Origin of the sequence: Paenibacillus melissococcoides, assembly GCA_944800085.1 — a bacterium.
Taxonomy (GTDB): domain Bacteria; phylum Bacillota; class Bacilli; order Paenibacillales; family Paenibacillaceae; genus Paenibacillus_B; species Paenibacillus_B melissococcoides.
On sequence record CALYLO010000011.1, the window covers coordinates 1 to 16,844 of the forward strand.

Here is a 16,844-nt window from a genome sequence, read left to right on the forward strand (position 1 = left end):
ATCCGATACCAGTCCGTATAGTGGTCGAAGATGTACGCCCCACGCATGTGGAAATTAGCGAATATCTTGGCGCCGCTGGCGGCAGCCCATTGATGCGCCTTGATGACGGCCGTCGTAGATTTTCCATTCCCGAATCCTCCCGTAATACCGAAAACGTATGCCATTTGACCCATTCCCTCCCCGAACGCACGTTCCATTATAGCACAAAAGTAGCACATGTGTTCCTATATATCTATCTTTTTCCGTTCGCTTCCTTCACCATCTTGTCGTATGTTTTCCCGTCAATATGCATTGGTCGCGGAATCAGTGACTCAATGACACGTATGAAGAATCCAGGCGGCGCGACACGCTGCGCGTCGTTTTGGATGTGCTCGATGATGTCCTGGTACACCATTTCGCCCTGGTGAATCGGGCGACCTTGCAAATAGCGAAGATACCCGATCGCTTGCATCTGCTGCGCCGTTAGGGGCTGCACCTTGTCTTTGAGCGTATCAATGACTTGTTTCACTCCGTCTACCGTTGGTTGCGGATTCGCGTACAAGTCGCTAGAAATGACGCCTTGAATGTCTGGCGCTTTGCTATAATCTCGCATCTATCACGATCCCCTTTCTGGATTTATCGAAGCTTCCGCCCAGCCGCACATAGTGCTTTTCCTCTTCCTCCGCGTAGCTGCGCAGCATTTGATCCGTCTGCTGCATGTTCTTCATGGTCTCCTGGTAGACATCCCTATCCAGGACGCCATCCCGGTACATCGAGAGCAACATATTTTTTACGCTGGCTACCTTGCTTATGACCATGTGAGCGGCTGATATTCGCTGTGACGTCCGTATTCTCTCCGCCATATCATCACCCTTTCAGAATCGCCACTAGGCCCAGGATCGTGATTCCGATCATCAACGCCCACTGGAAGGCGTTAGGCTTGCCGTTCGGGACGTTGTGGCCTTTGTACAAATACGCCTGTCCAATCACAATATTTTTTTCGACTTCGGCCAGATGCGCGATTTCCGTCAAATATGGAAGGCTAACATGATAGCAATACACTAGCCCTTGTTCACTGTTCAGGATTTTCGCGTCCTGGAGTGGCAGGACATACTTTTCCGCAACAATTGTATCTTGCCTAATCTCCTGGACATTTTGGATCTCGAAAATATCACCGCCTCCGTCTCCTAAGTCCTGGGACGTCTTCGCGTCGTGGCTGCGGAACAACACGACGCGCCCTAGATTCTCCTTTATCTCTTTCGCCATACCCGAAGCCCCCCGTTCTCAATTTTTTTAGCCAGCATGCGGGCAGGGAATACGGTAATCGAGATTCCCAAGCCCAACCCCGCGCCGACGACGAAAAAGTATTTGAATAGCAATTCCGATGCTATGACTTCCACAAGTATCATCCTCCCTATACAAAAATTGAATGGCCACCGCACTTTCTGTATACATTTCAACCCGACGTCGCACTGCTAATGTATACAGAAAGTGCGCTGCAGCTCGCACCTTCTGTATACATCACCCCGGCTTGATCGCCTCCCGGATCAATCCGATCAACGGCTTAATGTACATCACCACAATGCCCAGGAGCACGAAGGCTGATAGCATCAGCAGAATTGCCCCACTATTGGTCAAAATGTCACCCGGGCCGAATCCCCACTGTACTTCCCCTGGATTAATCCCCGTGCCGGGGGCGGGCTCGCTTCGGGGCGTTGCCCTGGCCTCGGGAGACGGCCCCGACTCTTCCCCGGTGTCACTTATCGATGTGACGTAGAAACGGTACTCTCTGTCGTTTTCTAGGCCCCTGACGTCCACCGTAGGGCCTCTCTGCTGCCCCGGAAGCTGCTTCCCGTCCTGATACACCCGATAGCCTACAATGTCATCCCTGGGAGAGCTTGCCCACGTTAGGGTCACCATTTGATACCCTGGCCGCGCCTGGAGACTTGCCGGGGGCTCGGGCGGCGGTGCCTTTCTGGGCATCAGCAGAATTCCATTCGATTGCCCCGATTCGTTTCCCGATAGATCAATCGCTGTGACGTGAAATTTATAAGAAGTCCCATTTGCCAGACCATAGATTGTGGCGCTCGTTCCCCTTGTTCTCGTAACTTCTTTGCCGTCTTGATAGATGATGTATTCTTTTAAATCCGTCTCGGTGTTTTTCTCCCATTGAAGCGATACTTTTTTGTCTCCAGCCGTTCCCTTCAATCCGGCCGGAGCAGCTGGCGGCTCTTTATCAAGCAGCGGTTCGGCAAAAGCCTGTACTTCATACAACTTGAAATCCGCGTCATCATACTTATAAATAGAAACAATCACTTGTTTAACGTTAGTTATAGGCTCCGGTAAATTTATCCTGTCAGGAGTATTAGGAGACAGTTTGATGCTTCCTTCATCGGTACGATTACCAATGTTAGCAATCGTAAAATATTTTCCACTTGTAGTTAGAGCCTTAAGTACCAAAGTTGCGTTCCCAGGTCTATCAATTTCCCCATTAAAAACAAAAGATTGTATTTGTATGGGGGACGAACTTAAATCCCATATAGCAGTCGCATATTGATAAACAGATGACTTTACACTCAAGGTCGCAAACGTAGAATGATTATTATCAATAGCCCTGTTGAAATTCTTCCAATCCTTCCCGATTTCTTTGGGGGTGGATCTAATCAAATTGACATCCGCTGCGCTCGTCACCCCAGGAAAGAGCAAGAACACAATCAAGAGCGATAAGACGCCTCCTATAACCCGTTTCATTGCTGCACCCCCTTTCCGGATCGATAATTGTATACTTGGCCAGGAGCCGGCACCTGGATTTTGTATACGGATCACCCCAGCTGCAGCTCCACATCTGTATACATCACCCCGGCTTGACCGCCTCCCGGATCAATCCGATCAACGGCTTAATGTACATCACCACAATGCCCAGGAGCACGAAGGCTGATAGCATCAGCAGGATCGCCCCACTATTGGTCAAAATGTCACCCGGGCCGAATCCCCACTGTACTTCCCCTGGATCAATCCCCGTGCCGGGGGCGGGCTCGCTTCGGGGCGTCGCCCTGGCCTCGGGAGATGGCCCGGATTCTTCCCCGGTGTCGCTGATTGAGGTGACATAGAAACGGTACTCCCTACCGTTTTCTAGGCCCCTGACGTCCACCGTAGGGCCTCTCTGTTGCCCTGGCAGCTGCTTACCGTCCTGATACACCCGATAGCCTACTATGTCATCCCTGGGCGACCTATCCCACGTCAAAGTCACCATTTGATACCCTGGCCTCGCCTGGAGACTTGCCGGGGGCTCCGGCGGCGGCGGCGGCTTTTCCAGCGTCGTCCGAAAGGTCTTGACCATGCTTCCCTTGCGGCCATACTTGTCCACCCATTCCAGGAGGTACGGATATTCCGTATCCTTTTCTAGCCCCGTATGCGTGTAGGCCGTCACCTTGCCCTCTGTCAGCCTCCTAGAGCCCGTAGACAGGATATAATTTACCGCCCCGTTCTCCGTCCAGGAGATCCGCAGCCTGTCATTCCAGGCGTCGGCTTCGAAGCGTGGTTCCAGCAGCGGTTCCGGCCAAGCAGCTGCTATAATCTCATCCGAAACGGTGAATCCAAAATCATATACAGCAGCCACTTTATACTTGTACTGGACTTCTGGTTGTGCCGTGGAATCAATGTACTTTTGGCCTTGAAACGGACGATCGTTCAGCCGAACGTCATTGCGAAAGACCTCGTAGCCAATAAACCCTTCACCCTCCGTCATTTGCCATTGCAGCTCTACTGCCTTTGCCAGGGATTTAGAGAGCAATCCAACGGGTTTCGGTGCATCAATCGTGCCGTAAACATCAATTTCTTTTATGTGGGTATGCCAATTGCTCTTTCCCCAAATACGTATACTTTTAACGGCTTTAATGTCCATGTCTACGTATCCCCCGGCCCCGAATGTCTTTAGGACTTTCCCGGCCTCGTCGAGCAATTCTATCGTCGGCGGGCCGCTGCTTCCACCAGCCTTTGAAACGACCCGCGTTACGTGGGTAATGCTTGGCAAATTGAAATGAAAAGGAATATTATCCAATCCTAACTGAAATACCGTTGACTCATTATTATCGGTCATGACCGTTGTTGTAATGCCCCTTTTCCCTATATCTGTGAGGGGCTTGCCGTCCAGGAGCCCCCCGGGAAGAGCCGATACAGATACCGGAAAGACAAGAGCCAGGAAGAGGCCCGCCAGCAGCGTATAGATTGCCTTTTTCATACTGCACCCCCTTTCCGGATCGGCGGTATCAATCCCCTACATTGCTTCATTCGTCCCCTTCCCTTTCCAAATCCAGTAGGGTATCCAGTAGGCCAGCCTGAATGCTAAAAAAGTGCCTACCGTAATCAGGGAGCCGTATAACATCCCATATGTCAGAGCGTAGTACAATATAGGTTTGCCGCCATTGATAACCCCCATAAACTCCGTTGCCATCTCTGGTGATATGTCATGTTTGAACTGGTTTGCTATCACATAGAGAGCAACTGCGTACGCTCCCAAAATGAGCCATGTCATAAAGTTGGTTTCCTTTTTACTCATTCGTCATCCCCCCGGTTTGACCGCCTCCCGGATAAGGCCGATCAGCGGTTTAATGTACATCACCACAATGCCCAGGAGCACGAAAGAGGACAGCATCAGCAGGATCGCCCCTCCGTTCGCGAGGATGTCACCGGGTCCGAACCCCCACTGCATTTCCCCTGGATCAATCCCCGTGCCGGGGACGGGTTCGCTTCGGGGCGTCGCCCTGGCTTCTGGAGACGGCCCCGACTCTTCCCCGGTGTCACTGATTGAGGTGACATAGAAACGGTACTCCCTACCGTTTTCTAGGCCCCTGACGTCCGCCGTAGGGCCTCTCTGTTGCCCTGGCAGCTGCTCACCGTCCTGATACACCCGATAGCCTACTATGTCATCCCTGGGCGACCTATCCCACGTCAAAGTCACCATTTGATACCCTGGCCTCGCCTGGAAATGCCGGGGGCTCCGGCGGCGGCGGCGGCTTTTCCAGCGTCGTCCGAAAGGTCTTGACCATGCTTCCCTTGCGGCCATACTTGTCCACCCATTCCAGGAGGTACGGATATTCCGTATCCTTTTCTAGCCCCGTATGCGTGTAGGCCGTCACCTTGCCCTCTGTCAGCCTCCTAGAGCCCGTAGACAGGATATATAATTTACCGCCCCGTTCTCCGTCCAGGAGATCCGCAATCTATCATTCCAGGCGTCGGCTTGGAATTGGGGCTCCGGCAGGGGATCATCATATGGCGTAGCATATGACACTTCTGAAAGGCCAGACATCAGACCCTGATATATCGTTTGCACCTGGATGCGATACTTCCGATCTGGTTCCAGCCCTCGAATCTCATATTCTGTCGTACTCGCATTGACTTCGCCGTGGCGCTCACCATCTACATACACTACATATCCGTTTGCTCCCTGATTTCCTAGCCATGTCAAACGGATAGATCGAGTATCCGGCTCCGATCTGAGCTTGGTTGGCCGGGGAATATCATATTCCCCAAAAACATCAAACTCATAAATTTTCGCCCCATTGCTGCCGTTATTCTGTATGATAATTTCGTCGACATCCTTGACATCAATATCATAATCCTCGGGTACTCCATTTTTTTTAGCACTCAATTTCCTGTATGCAGCCTGATTCCCCTTCGACTGAAAATACACAGATAGATTAGCCCCACCTGCTCCATTATGCATGCTGATGCGATATGATTTGATTTGGGCCGACTGCTTTAGGGGGATTTTCAAGGTATTTCCGTCGCTGCAAACTCTACAGCTCAGTTCCCAGCCTGTATAATTTAAACCGTCAGTTACCTCGTATATAGTTTTTTTTAAAAGTCCATCCTTCGTATACAATTGGAAAGGTTGGCCATCTAAAAGGCCACCCGGATAAGCCGACACCGATACTGGGACTGTAAGCGCTAGTAAGAGGCAAGCCAGCAGTGTGCATATTCCCTTTTTCACGTTGCACCTCCTTTCTGGCCTACCACCATTTGATAAGCGACTTAAACCATAGCAGGACACGAGAATACTTTTGGATCATGAACAGCACGAACAGAAACATGATAGAGGCGATCAGCGAAGTGATGACCCGCGTCCATTCCGGCCCCAAGATGGCGAAGAAGCCGAAGTAATCATCTAGTCGTATCCCCTTGGCCGACACGCTTCCCACTTGCATAATTCCGTCGTACATCTTGTCCAGGAACTGAATGATGGGGTTAAAGATACTGTCTACAAAATTCCTAATCGTCCCCACCCCCGCGCATTTTGCCGATGATCTGAATCGCCCCGAACGCCGTGAACACCCATATGCCAAATTGAATGACATAGGCCACCTTGTCCAGCTGTAACTTTCGCATGGTCGGCTGCAGCTGACTGAATGCGTCCTGATAACTACCCGGCAGCATGGCCGCCCGGCCCGAAAAGGATAGGCCAAGAATCGTTGCAAAAAGTCCCTGGACGAGTCCGATCAGCATCCTTGCGACTGCAAACACCAGTTTGACGATTTTCACGACGATTACGCCGAGCATGTACACGAAATAAAAAATCATGTCTAACAAGTCCAGCAGCGGACGAAAAAGCGCGTATATCCCATTCAGGAGATACAGAAAACCTTCACCAAGTAGCCCGAAAAGGTAATGAAAGCCGTCAGCGATAGCTGAAAACATGGGCTACCAGTCCTTTCTTCGTCTCGTCCCTACGGCTCGATGCAACAGCCCGACCAACTCATGGGCACATACGATCGAATAGAACAGGAACATGATTGGGGCACCAGCAAGAAGCATGTTTGTGGTTGCGCTCCAGATATCGCTCGCGGTCATGGTTTCCCTCCTTTTCGAATGTCCGGGTGATACCCCGGATATTTCATTTCATCGTTTTCATATCCAGGCATGGTATCATCCGGCGGCCCTTGGTAATCCGGGATTTTCGCTTCTCCACTATCCGGCGGTTTGTACTCCGGTAGTGAATCATCGTCCGGCTGCTGGTAGGCTGGCGGCTTAATGTCTTCCTCCTCTGGCAGCTGGTATCCTTGATCCGGTTCGGGATCGGTTTCCTGGCGTTCATATTGGGGCGCTTCCGGTGCGTAGTCCGGGGGCACCTCGTAACCCTTATCCTCATTGTCATAGGTTAGATCCATTGGATCGGGGATGGAAAAGGGCTTTGATTCAGAAAAGTCCGGTTGAAAATCCGGCACATTGGAATCCAGTGATTCGGTGTACCGCGATGGCATGTCCGTCATCGTCGGCACATTCGGCCGGAACGGTTTCAGCGGCTGCGGCGCGCTTACGGGCTTTTCCCGGCGCTGGAACTCGTCCGCAACAATTACCGCAACTTCTGGCGCCCGCCGAACGATTTCGTCGCCCATAGCTGGAACAATCGTGTCACGGAAGATCCCCGCGACATAGTACCAATCGGGCGGCTTAGGCATGATGGATTCAAGGTCGCCCAGGAATTGATCGTACCCAGGACAAGCGAGCAGCTGCGCCAGCTGGTCGCATATTTCTCCGCAGCCTCCCCCTGGCGGAATGCCGGGATCAGGATCTCCCCCAGGTATTCGCTCATGTTCAACGATGAGATCGGACTGTCCGGCTACACGGTCGCCCTTCTGGGCAATGATCGTATATCCTCCTGGCTCCGATGTGGCATATTTCGGCTCGGTCACGACGTCCAATAGGTTGCCTTCCTTCCAAACTTCATACACGTCTGCGCCGATATCATCCCAGGATATTTCCCCCTGACCATACCGGGCATTGAGATCATCATATCCGGTTTGCTCGCCATAACTGGCACATGTCTGGCTGCTGATTTGAGACGTAAAAAAGTCGGGATCGGTCTTTCCAATCAGCTTACCGGACGAGTTGTAGAATTCCATGTAATACGTGCCGTTGCACGTGAGATAATGAATTCCCGTGGGCGAAGTGTATTCACGTTCGTACATCTTTCCGCTGGACGATCTGAATACCAATTTATATCCGACCGTACCCGTTGGGGCTACATAGTCCATCCGGTACTCGTCTCGGTTCGGGACGTAATATGCCTTGTACGAGATCGGAATGAAGGTATCCCCGTCCCCCGGCCCTCCCGGCCCAGGTTTTTCGCCTCCGCCGTCTCCACCATTTCCAGGGTTTCCCCCGCCGTCCCCAGGTTTGCCGCCTCCCGGCCCAGAATTTCCGCTCGAACCGTCCCCAGGTTGGGTTGGGCTTCCGCCCAAGTAATACCTCGTTTCCATGTTTAGCACGTCCCCGGCCCAACGCACTGCCCCGTATGCCTCGACTTCTCCGTTCGTTTCAAGTTCGCATGTATACGTTGCCTGTTTCGGATCGGCTTTTAGATGCCCGGTTGCAACGGTCACATTTTTCCAAGTACCGCCCACCTGACATCTGACGGTATAGTCCTTCGTGTTCGCGGCTTTGTATGCGCTGATTCCCTGCGTGGCCGCCGGGAACGTGATGCTGGTCGAACCGCTCTTTGTTTTGAATGGAAACGTGCCTGCCACCCCGGCCGGGGCATGGGCGTAATAATAATCATCCAGGTAAACATCATTTGCAGCTGCTTGGACTGCTGGAGACGGCAGAAAAAGCAAACAGATGAGCAGTACGGCTAAAACCCTGTTCATAGCTCCCCCTATAAAAAAGAGGAAGGGGTTTTCCCCTTCCCCTTAGCAATTAGCTTCCAGGCTTCACGGCTTCTCGGATCAGGCCGATTAACGGCTTTACGTACATGATGGCAATGCCAAGCAGTACAAAAGCTGCCAACGTCAGCAAGATGGCTCCACCATTTGAAAGAATGTCAGCTGGAGTAAAACCCCAGTTGATAGTAACCCCTTCAAGCAATTTCATATATATACCTCCTCGTTATATTAGCTTCCAGGCTTCACGGCTTCTCGGATCAGGCCGATTAACGGCTTTACGTACATGATGGCAATGCCAAGCAGTACAAATGCTGCCAACGTCAGCAAGATGGCCCCACCATTTGAAAGAATGTCAGCTGGAGTAAAACCCCAGTTGATAGATGTTTTTCCGATAATATCCACACTTTCACCTCCTTCATCTAGTTCAATATTTAACGTCCTTAACTTCTGCTTTCACGTCATAATTTTCTTCCTTTTTGGAAAAAGCGCCCTTCACGGTTCTGAGTAAGTGACCAGCTAATAAAGTGGCCGCCATAATTAGAAGGATAGGCATGACTATGTAAAGCAGAGCCCCGACGTATTGAAAAAACTGCGCTATGTTCTTGTCTGAAAAGAACGTGATGTATGGAAGATCCATCATTCATCATCCCTTCCTCATGTTGCGGAATGCGGATATGAGTGTCTCCAGGAGCCACCCGGCCGCTTGAATAGCAATGAAGATGATCAAGAACACAATCGCAAATGCAACCACTTTGTTAAAGGCCCACCAGAAGTAGGACATGTCGATGAGCTTTGCTAAGTCCATCTTGATACCCCCTTTGTAAAGGAGAACAAGCCCACAAAAAAGGAAAGGATCAACATAGAGACGAGCACCGACATGACTACCTCATCCACCGTCAGAAACCATAGCATCAGTTCTCCGAGCATCATTCCCCCCCGCCTTTTCGGAATCCGAAAATGTGTATTAACATGGCGATCATGGCGAAGTAGCAGGGGCCAACAGCTACAAGTAGGTATATTTTATAGCCCGTCATCTGTGGTACCTCCCTAGTATCAATCCATGCATCCACTTCGTGATGAAGATTCCCGCCATGACTACAAAAAGAGTCGCGATCAGCAGCTGCCCATAGGTGATTTCGTGTTTCAGGACAATGGTTCCGCTGCTAAAATGCAGTTCTGTCGTTGGGACATCCGGGACAGTAGTCGTTACAATGACCTCTTTCGGGCCCGTTGGTATTGGAATAGTTTTTTCCTGGGCATCCTCGATATGATGCTCATCAGACGGTGGTATTTCCGCTTGCTCAACGGCTTCTGGCTCTTCGATCACTGTCGATTCGTCGTGCTCTTCCATTTGCATATCCCTCCCAAAAACGACAAAAAGAGGAGCATGGCAAAATGCCTTGCTCCCCTGGATATACGCAAACAAACATATGTACGATTTGACGTGAAATCTGATATAATGATTACCACGTCCATCGCACATTATGTGTGAGTGCCGCGAAGGGGTGGCCTTTGCGCGCTCGCCTCGTAGATGCTACCAACATCTACGGGGCGTTGGACTCTTTTTTTTACCAGCATATATGACCATATGACCACTGTCAACATCCTTAATTGCAGCTATTTCCAAGGTCATTTCCAAAAAAAGTTAAAAATGTGCACCCATCTTATATATTTATATATATAATTTCCCTGCGCGGCCCTTGGTGATTATTTGGAGGATTTTTCCTCGAAAAATCGCCAAATTTTTAGGCCCATTCCGGCGATAATTCGTCGCGAGCGTTTAGGTAGCTCTTCAACTTTTCAAAGTCGCGGCCCGTTTCAAGCCACTGCGAGAAGTTGAACTCTTTGACGGTTGCATTCTTTTTCCCCTTGAAAGCTCGGATCGCCACGATCCGGCTGTCCGTCTCAATGACGACATCATGCGTATTTTTCCCGTCGATATGATAGACCCCGGTCGGTTTCAACTTCTCATACTGTATCGTGCGCTTGACTACGGTGCAGAACTCCTTACTCGTCTTCATGAGCAGCTGCATATAGTTCGGCTTCGCTTGTTTCATCCCTAGTCCTCCCGTTTCCAAAATTCGTACCAACGTTTCGCCCTGGCCTGGGCATGCGTCGGTTGCTGGAGCATCAGCTGCTTTGTCTCCAGGACTTCGCGCAGCACCTCAGATATGCGGAGATTGGTCTGTATGTTCCGTTCGTGCATGGCTTGGTTGACCTTCTTCAACTCTTCCATTTCGGCCCGCATCCGTTCCATTTCATGCATCACTCCCTGGAACACCTGTGCAGCTGCCGCCATTTGCTCGGTCGCTTCGTTCGGTTCGGACGTAACAACTTCGACCGTCGCCGCGACCGGATCAGGCTCGGCTATATTTTCGATATTCCCACTTGCAAGCGCATGTTCAACCTGCCGAAGAGAGTAGTTTTGATCCCGGATCAACCTTTGGATAAACCTGAGAACGTCAAGCGCTTCCTCGTCAAAATAGTTGTACCCGTTATCCCCCTTTTTGGTCGGTATGTAATTCCTAAGTTTTTTATGCCATTCCCGCACCACATGCGGACTTTCCCCGATCTCCATCGCCGCCTCATTCATCTTACATAGGTTTTTTCCTAGGTTTTCACCCATGTTTATACACCTCCTACAAACCTGGGAATCTATTTTTACTTTAGTATACACCTGGGTACAGAATAAGAAAAACGCCCAGGGGACGTAACTAAGCCGTTGACAAATGGATATCATCAGGGTTAGCATAAGGATGTCGCCCCCGGGCGTGGATTGAAAAATATAGTATTTGATTAGATAAAAAAAAGAGACGAAGGAATCCCTTCGTCTCTTTTTCTATTAGTCAGACGGCGAATCGGCGAGATGCACCAAGATTTTGGGCAGTGCCTCGAACCGTTTTTGGCCAACAGTTTTAAGCTGCCCCGTGGCTCGACACAACAAATCGTAGTCATCGTTGCGGATGGCACGTTCTAGCTGTCGGATCAAATCGTCGTGTTCCTCTTGCCACCCCTCCACCCAATCGAGGGCGATTTCTTTCTTTACTTCCAGCTTTCGAACCCTTTTCAAACGCTGATTTACGGATAGGTGATTCTTCTTCATTTCATCCTCTCCTCAATACATATGTACCAAATTCGGGATTTTGTGAAATAGTCCGACGCTCCGATCCTCAAATTCGTTTAAATTTGACCGTGAGCGCCGATTTTGCCGCCGTGGAACAATCGAAAAAACGGCCGTTTTTTCTTCATTCGCAAACTCTATTTTTCTCCCAATTTCTCCGTTTTCCTAGGTCAAAAGATTAGAACATCTGACACGCTGTAACGCCCCGTTAGTGGATCGATACGCACATGATACATGTGCTCGATCACTCCCTCGCTGGCGCGCTTCGTTTCCGCGCCGCAGTGCGGACATGAGTCATGCGGCGAATCGGCTGGCTCGAAAAATTCGCGCCGGCAAGACGGACATGTAACGCGCCATACTTCTATTTTTACTTCTCCAGACATGTTCTCACCATCTCCCCTCGATGAACGAAATGACTTCATCAGGCGAAAATACATAATCGGAATCCAAGCAGATCATCAGTGCATACTTGCCCACTTTGTACTCTTTTTCAGTGACTCGATGCACTTCGTACCGATCATCCATCCCGGCGGCCACCCCGCCGAACGTCACGCTATCCCCCACATCCATTAGGCGGATCGTCTTCTTTTGCACGTCGTTCAGTATCACTTTGGCACATCCTTTCTACGTCCAGGAGTATCGTTCTCGGTCACTCTTCATTTGTGCTACAGCTTCTGTTTCCGTAAATCCGCGCCGCATGTACAAATTCTTTTCGATATTCTCCAGGCGCCGATTGGTCGGCCGTGGGGCCGTTTCTGGCGTCCATCCCTCATCGAGAGCGCGGCGAATGAAGTTCACAGGCGTTCGTATCGGCTTCCCATACTGCCGGACGAGCAGAAGCACGTCCAACGCCCGTTCAAACGGTACGGAGGCCAGGAGCTCGATGGCTTCGTCCGCAGGTTCCTGGAGCGTTGCGATACGGTACACCGTCCGCAGCGCGTCGGTTTTCTTCGTCAATGCATGCCCTCCCTGTATCCTTTCGCCCTTCCTTTGTATCCATAATAACACACTTTGTATCCATGGTCAACAGCCTTTTTTAGAGCGATATTTGATTGTGCGCCTCCATTGTCGCATTCATGGCCGCCTCGTGCTCTCCAAGCGTGATTTTAGCGCGCTTCTCGCGGTATATGCGGATCAGGTAATCGATCGCGTGCGACTCTGTGGGAACATTCAGCATTTCCTTGATGCTTTTCAACTCATCTTTGACATGCGGCATGACTTTTACATTTTTACGTATATCCATATTCATCAACCTTTCGTATCCAAAAGAAATTTCATTGTATCCATAATATCACCACTTGTATCCATAGTCAAGTTATGGTATGATAGAAGATGTTAGGAGGTGATGCGATGCAAACCGCCTTTCTAGCGCTTCAAATTCTTTTGACTGGCTTGCAAACGGTCCTTACCGCTCTGCTGTTGGTAAAAGAATTTGGGCAAAAGAAAAAGCGGCCTAAGCGCAAAAAGCGCCGCGGCCGCAATCGCAGGTCGTAACTGACCACAGAGTAAGGGTGTAAGCGGCACCCTTACTCCTTCCTAACATTCTTACCGTTATTATATCACATTTATTCCTGGAGGGTGGACCCCATATGACAACGGAAAGTTTATCCATCATCCTGTCATCCATCAGTATAGTTTTATCCTGTATTACGACTTGGGTCGTAATTCGACGTTTAAAACAAAAGTGAGAGGCCGCCGCGCCTCTCTTTTTTCATTTCAAGCGCTCGAGCGCCCGGATCATGTCATCGAGCAGCAGCCCCTCCGCTTCCTCCAGGTCCAGATCGCGCCATATTCCCGCCTCCACGTAGTCCAAAAAGCACTCCGTCAGGCTGTCCGGCGTCGGCTCGCAATGGCCGTACCCCGCATGCTGTAGCGCCCTCTGTATCCTGCTACGGGTTGTTGTGGGACAGGTGTCCCGGCAGGTGCCGAATGAGGTCATTTCGTCTTCATCCTCTCTCTATTTTCTCTATCAGTTATCCACATGTGGACAACCCCCCAGTAGAAGGTACGCACGCTTTCGCGTGCTTGATTCGAACATCCTCCCCGCCCCCGCCCCTGCATTTGTGCTCTCTTCCGGTTTAGGCGTTGCATGATGCGCTGGATTGTGATAGCGGTAATGGTGAGGTAGGAGGGAAGAGAGCACAGCCCCCCCTGTAAGGGGAGACTGTGCGAAAGCTTGATAGCGTACAAAGGAGCCGGCTATCGGTCGTTTCGCATAACTGTTATTCAACGTGTCCAGGTCGTGCTTTACCACGTATAGTCGTTACTAACTCTAACAGCCAGCCTGCGCATTAAGCGCACACGGACGGGATATGGGTCGGTGGAGTCACACCGCCCAATCTGGAAGGGTTACAGGGGCAACCACGCGATCTACGGCTGTCTCTCCATCTAACGGCACTTAACACCCTCAGTCACACCCGACGCGTTTTTCTCGCGGCTCACTTCGAGGGGGTCGGGACGACATACCCCACAAGCGCTGATCACGCACTTTTATTAGTCGTTTTGGTTGGCATTGAACGCCCATTATTTTCTTCTCTGACGCTTCTTTGGCTTCGTGCTCTGTTTGATTCGGTCTGTCGTTCGTATGTACTCCAAGCGGTTATACACGCCTAAGCGCATCGTGCAGTTCGTGCAGAACGGCGACTCTTGAAGCTTCACCGTTTCAATTCGTTGATGCCCTTCCTTGCAGGCGTAGACATAGAGCTTTTCTTTCGGCATACTTTTCATGAGCTTGCGTTGTTCGCGTTTAGCGTTCACGATGCCGCCGCCCATGGATGTTCCCGTTTTTTTACTCAATACTGTCAAACCTCCTAACGGTCACATAGAGTAAGTACGGTGTTGTCAGTACAAACAAGGCGATAGCCTTAGTTGCTTGCCACATCATAAATCTAAAATCTCTATCAATGCTGATGAGATACACCAATACAAAAAAGCTAATCATGCCAACTCCTACAATCACGGCAAACATCGTCAGGGCGAAAAAGATCCACACCATCAACAATAGCTCCATAACTAAGACCTCCTAATTCCTGTGCGCAATAATTCTGACAAGCATCATATAAATCAATATTGAAAAAAGAACCAAATAAAAATGTTCAGCCAGCCAAATAAAGAAATCCGGACCAGCAAAAAGCACTGCAATCATCGCAAACATCGGCAGGGCGTAAATACAAAAAATCAAAAATAGCTCCACAACTAAGACCTCCTAATACCTGTTTCGACCCATAAAAACAGACGACATAAAAATAAATATCAACGCCGCAATCAGCGGAAAGTATTCGAGGATGAAAATAACTAATTGCGTAATAAAATGCGATCTTATGTCATTCATTCGGATCGTTCCTCCTTTGCAGCCCGGTTTTTGTATACGGTTTTCTTCCTGCAGCTCAACTTTATGTATACATTTTCATTCCTGGCCACGCGGTTTTTGTATACTTTTTTCGTGCCGGCAAGCGCCGATCTGTATACTTCCCAGCGAGTCACCATCCTTTTTTCACTGGCATGGATATCAAAAGATCTAGGCTATCTTTTGATATCGAATTGCTAGAATCATAATGATGCAGGAGCAGCTTGATCACGTCTGACGCATCGTACAGACGCAGCTTGTCCTGCAAACGGAGCAGTTGATCGCGTACCTCGTCATCCAGGAGTACATGATTCGCTTTCTGGTCGTGGTACGCCAGAAGTAAATCGATGGTGTCGTATTCCGTCCTGGCGCGCAGCTGCTCCTTCTTCTGCTCTATCTTTTCTTTGGTTTCGATTGGTACTTGGATCGGCTTCCGGCTCATGTATACTCTTCCCCTTTCGAATGAACGGAACCGGGAGGAACTGGCGCTGGCTTGTATACTTCGCCTGGCATTTCTCCGGAAAATTTGTATACGGATCTTTGTCCTGGCATCAAACTTATGTATACAGAACGCTTGCAGCTGCTCCTGGTGCTGTTTACACGCTAGTTTGAGTAACGAAAAAAGCCCTGGTTCTCTTCAACTGAGAATCAGGGCTCTTTTACTATATTCTTTCAATTGATACCATCAGGTTACTGTGGTACAATCGGAGTACATAGCCGGAATAAGCGCCTGTTTCATCGTTGTGAAGGAACGATAGAAGCAGCATAGGGTTTCTCAGGCCCTAGCCGCTGAAACGGCTTTTTCTTTTTCAATTTAAACCCATTCTATCATACTATGGGTCAACCGGAAAGGAAAAAGTCGCTTAAAAGCGATTCTATAGCCTAGTATTTTATCAATTTTCGAGCAAATACACGTATTTTTCGCTATCATTTTCCCTAGCACCTAGCAAACAATAGATGTCTAGCGGTATACTATTTCTTGGAAACATATAAAACACTTGTCCCATCCTTCCTACAGCGATCCTTTGGTTCGGGTACTTCGCGCGTGTCCGGCGCTTCAGTATGGCACTATGAACCGCGATATGCTGCGTGATGCGACAGGTGTTTTCTAATTGTTTGAAGGCCTCATGATCCATGTAACGCCTCATCATTGAATTGTACTTCACGATATTTACCTCTCGCCCTACAAAGTGTTGATAGTATGCCCAAGCCGATGGGTTTACTGGTTCAGCTTGCAAATGCATCGAGATCCTCCTTTACAAGCGTTTGAATGTCCATTCGCAACCCATAACGATCCAGGGCGCGAGTGTGACGCCGTTCCAATTCCTTGAAAAATTCTTCAATATTTTTTTTGCCTACGGGCATCGGGAACCGATGCACCATACTATTCGTATCGAAAAGATTAAGGCCATAAACCTTTTTTTGCGAGGCCGGGGGCAGTATCCAGCGGTTCAGCAGCCGCCCCCACTCGCCATAGTCTTTGGCCGTGTAATCGTAAACGGTGTTAATGATTGTCCCGGACTGCGTTTTCACGCAGTTGATTAAGATATCCGTTTTTTGCCTGATCCGTGTGTCTATGTTCTCATAAGACGGCAAAACGAAGATGAACACTGTGTTCAGCTTCCGGACGAAGTTGAACAGCTGCGTGAGAGCGATATTCCCCTCGCCGCCCCACTGACGTCCGTCAAAGTTGGACTGTGACTCGTCAAAGACGACGATCGATCCATGCACATCTGCG

At 49.8% G+C, this 16,844-nt stretch carries 31 protein-coding genes; 1 reads left to right on the forward strand and 30 read right to left on the reverse strand.

Going from position 1 to position 16,844, the window contains the following annotated elements; all coding sequences use genetic code 11:
* Nucleotides 1-232: 232 nt before the first annotated feature.
* The 24 genes from OCY70_RS28520 to OCY70_RS28630 all read right to left on the reverse strand — a co-directional run bounded on the left by OCY70_RS28520 (nt 233) and on the right by OCY70_RS28630 (nt 13,003).
* A complete protein-coding gene (locus tag OCY70_RS28520) occupies nt 233-592 on the reverse strand; it encodes a hypothetical protein (RefSeq protein WP_213430549.1) in 360 nt (119 codons plus the stop codon).
* Entirely contained in the window at nt 579-842 is a 264-nt protein-coding gene (locus OCY70_RS28525; protein ID WP_213430548.1) for a hypothetical protein, read from the reverse strand. The genes OCY70_RS28520 and OCY70_RS28525 overlap by 14 nt, the downstream gene beginning before the upstream one ends.
* A 4-nt stretch (nt 843-846) precedes the next feature.
* A complete protein-coding gene (locus OCY70_RS28530) occupies nt 847-1,245 on the reverse strand; it encodes a hypothetical protein (protein WP_213430547.1) in 399 nt (132 codons plus the stop codon).
* Nucleotides 1,230-1,379, reverse strand: a complete 150-nt coding sequence (locus OCY70_RS28535; RefSeq protein ID WP_213430546.1) for a hypothetical protein — start codon at nt 1,377-1,379, stop codon at nt 1,230-1,232. The genes OCY70_RS28530 and OCY70_RS28535 overlap by 16 nt, the downstream gene beginning before the upstream one ends.
* Before the next feature lie 121 nt (nt 1,380-1,500).
* Nucleotides 1,501-2,730, reverse strand: coding sequence for a fibronectin type III domain-containing protein (locus tag OCY70_RS28540; RefSeq protein WP_213430545.1), 1,230 nt, complete (start codon nt 2,728-2,730; stop codon nt 1,501-1,503).
* Between the two features lie 103 nt (nt 2,731-2,833).
* On the reverse strand, nt 2,834-4,219 hold the full coding sequence (locus OCY70_RS28545) for a fibronectin type III domain-containing protein (RefSeq protein WP_261945434.1): 1,386 nt from the start codon (nt 4,217-4,219) through the stop codon (nt 2,834-2,836).
* A gap of 36 nt (nt 4,220-4,255) precedes the next feature.
* Complete coding sequence (locus OCY70_RS28550; protein WP_213431485.1) at nt 4,256-4,537, reverse strand: hypothetical protein; 282 nt, start codon at nt 4,535-4,537, stop codon at nt 4,256-4,258.
* Between the two features lie 3 nt (nt 4,538-4,540).
* On the reverse strand, nt 4,541-4,942 hold the full coding sequence (locus OCY70_RS36370) for a fibronectin type III domain-containing protein (RefSeq protein ID WP_213431486.1): 402 nt from the start codon (nt 4,940-4,942) through the stop codon (nt 4,541-4,543).
* The gene (locus tag OCY70_RS28555) at nt 4,920-5,117 is read right to left on the reverse strand and encodes a hypothetical protein (RefSeq protein ID WP_261945435.1); all 198 of its coding nucleotides are present in this window, start codon (nt 5,115-5,117) and stop codon (nt 4,920-4,922) included. Before OCY70_RS28555 ends, OCY70_RS36370 begins: the two co-directional genes overlap by 23 nt.
* An 11-nt stretch (nt 5,118-5,128) precedes the next feature.
* Nucleotides 5,129-5,971, reverse strand: coding sequence for a fibronectin type III domain-containing protein (locus OCY70_RS28560; RefSeq protein WP_213430577.1), 843 nt, complete (start codon nt 5,969-5,971; stop codon nt 5,129-5,131).
* Nucleotides 5,972-5,990: 19 nt separating this feature from the next.
* Nucleotides 5,991-6,263, reverse strand: a complete 273-nt coding sequence (locus tag OCY70_RS28565) for a hypothetical protein (protein WP_213430575.1) — start codon at nt 6,261-6,263, stop codon at nt 5,991-5,993.
* On the reverse strand, nt 6,250-6,675 hold the full coding sequence (locus OCY70_RS28570; protein WP_213430574.1) for a hypothetical protein: 426 nt from the start codon (nt 6,673-6,675) through the stop codon (nt 6,250-6,252). Before OCY70_RS28570 ends, OCY70_RS28565 begins: the two co-directional genes overlap by 14 nt.
* A 149-nt stretch (nt 6,676-6,824) precedes the next feature.
* Complete coding sequence (locus OCY70_RS28575) at nt 6,825-8,624, reverse strand: hypothetical protein (protein ID WP_261945436.1); 1,800 nt, start codon at nt 8,622-8,624, stop codon at nt 6,825-6,827.
* Nucleotides 8,625-8,673: 49 nt separating this feature from the next.
* Complete coding sequence (locus OCY70_RS28580) at nt 8,674-8,847, reverse strand: hypothetical protein (RefSeq protein ID WP_213430571.1); 174 nt, start codon at nt 8,845-8,847, stop codon at nt 8,674-8,676.
* A 20-nt stretch (nt 8,848-8,867) separates the two neighbouring features.
* Nucleotides 8,868-9,041, reverse strand: a complete 174-nt coding sequence (locus OCY70_RS28585; protein WP_213430570.1) for a hypothetical protein — start codon at nt 9,039-9,041, stop codon at nt 8,868-8,870.
* A gap of 22 nt (nt 9,042-9,063) precedes the next feature.
* Entirely contained in the window at nt 9,064-9,279 is a 216-nt protein-coding gene (locus OCY70_RS28590) for a hypothetical protein (protein WP_213430569.1), read from the reverse strand.
* Nucleotides 9,280-9,282: 3 nt separating this feature from the next.
* Nucleotides 9,283-9,444 (reverse strand): hypothetical protein, encoded by a 162-nt coding sequence (locus OCY70_RS28595; RefSeq protein ID WP_213430568.1) that lies wholly within the window; start codon nt 9,442-9,444, stop codon nt 9,283-9,285.
* 225 nt (nt 9,445-9,669) lie between these two features.
* The gene (locus OCY70_RS28600) at nt 9,670-9,990 is read right to left on the reverse strand and encodes a hypothetical protein (RefSeq protein WP_213430567.1); all 321 of its coding nucleotides are present in this window, start codon (nt 9,988-9,990) and stop codon (nt 9,670-9,672) included.
* Between the two features lie 394 nt (nt 9,991-10,384).
* Nucleotides 10,385-10,696, reverse strand: coding sequence for a hypothetical protein (locus OCY70_RS28605; protein WP_213430566.1), 312 nt, complete (start codon nt 10,694-10,696; stop codon nt 10,385-10,387).
* A 2-nt stretch (nt 10,697-10,698) separates the two neighbouring features.
* Entirely contained in the window at nt 10,699-11,265 is a 567-nt protein-coding gene (locus OCY70_RS28610) for a MerR family transcriptional regulator (protein ID WP_213430565.1), read from the reverse strand.
* A 216-nt stretch (nt 11,266-11,481) separates the two neighbouring features.
* The gene (locus tag OCY70_RS28615) at nt 11,482-11,742 is read right to left on the reverse strand and encodes a hypothetical protein (RefSeq protein ID WP_213430563.1); all 261 of its coding nucleotides are present in this window, start codon (nt 11,740-11,742) and stop codon (nt 11,482-11,484) included.
* A 405-nt stretch (nt 11,743-12,147) separates the two neighbouring features.
* A complete protein-coding gene (locus tag OCY70_RS28620) occupies nt 12,148-12,369 on the reverse strand; it encodes a hypothetical protein (protein WP_213430562.1) in 222 nt (73 codons plus the stop codon).
* A 15-nt stretch (nt 12,370-12,384) separates the two neighbouring features.
* The gene (locus tag OCY70_RS28625) at nt 12,385-12,717 is read right to left on the reverse strand and encodes a hypothetical protein (protein ID WP_213430561.1); all 333 of its coding nucleotides are present in this window, start codon (nt 12,715-12,717) and stop codon (nt 12,385-12,387) included.
* 79 nt (nt 12,718-12,796) lie between these two features.
* The gene (locus tag OCY70_RS28630) at nt 12,797-13,003 is read right to left on the reverse strand and encodes a hypothetical protein (RefSeq protein ID WP_249725541.1); all 207 of its coding nucleotides are present in this window, start codon (nt 13,001-13,003) and stop codon (nt 12,797-12,799) included.
* Between the two features lie 107 nt (nt 13,004-13,110).
* On the opposite strand from OCY70_RS28630, the gene OCY70_RS28635 reads away from it, so the two are divergent.
* Complete coding sequence (locus OCY70_RS28635) at nt 13,111-13,254, forward strand: hypothetical protein (protein WP_213430558.1); 144 nt, start codon at nt 13,111-13,113, stop codon at nt 13,252-13,254.
* 217 nt (nt 13,255-13,471) lie between these two features.
* On the opposite strand, the gene OCY70_RS28640 is transcribed toward OCY70_RS28635, so the two are convergent.
* The 6 genes from OCY70_RS28640 to OCY70_RS28665 all read right to left on the reverse strand — a co-directional run.
* Nucleotides 13,472-13,699, reverse strand: a complete 228-nt coding sequence (locus OCY70_RS28640) for a hypothetical protein (protein WP_213430557.1) — start codon at nt 13,697-13,699, stop codon at nt 13,472-13,474.
* Between the two features lie 584 nt (nt 13,700-14,283).
* A complete protein-coding gene (locus tag OCY70_RS28645) occupies nt 14,284-14,556 on the reverse strand; it encodes a hypothetical protein (protein ID WP_213430555.1) in 273 nt (90 codons plus the stop codon).
* Nucleotides 14,549-14,770 (reverse strand): hypothetical protein, encoded by a 222-nt coding sequence (locus OCY70_RS28650; protein ID WP_213430554.1) that lies wholly within the window; start codon nt 14,768-14,770, stop codon nt 14,549-14,551. Before OCY70_RS28650 ends, OCY70_RS28645 begins: the two co-directional genes overlap by 8 nt.
* Before the next feature lie 12 nt (nt 14,771-14,782).
* Complete coding sequence (locus OCY70_RS28655) at nt 14,783-14,953, reverse strand: hypothetical protein (RefSeq protein ID WP_213430553.1); 171 nt, start codon at nt 14,951-14,953, stop codon at nt 14,783-14,785.
* Between the two features lie 286 nt (nt 14,954-15,239).
* On the reverse strand, nt 15,240-15,548 hold the full coding sequence (locus tag OCY70_RS28660) for a hypothetical protein (RefSeq protein WP_213430552.1): 309 nt from the start codon (nt 15,546-15,548) through the stop codon (nt 15,240-15,242).
* 785 nt (nt 15,549-16,333) lie between these two features.
* Nucleotides 16,334-16,844: hypothetical protein (locus OCY70_RS28665; protein WP_261948829.1), on the reverse strand; the 511-nt coding region annotated here is incomplete at its 5' end.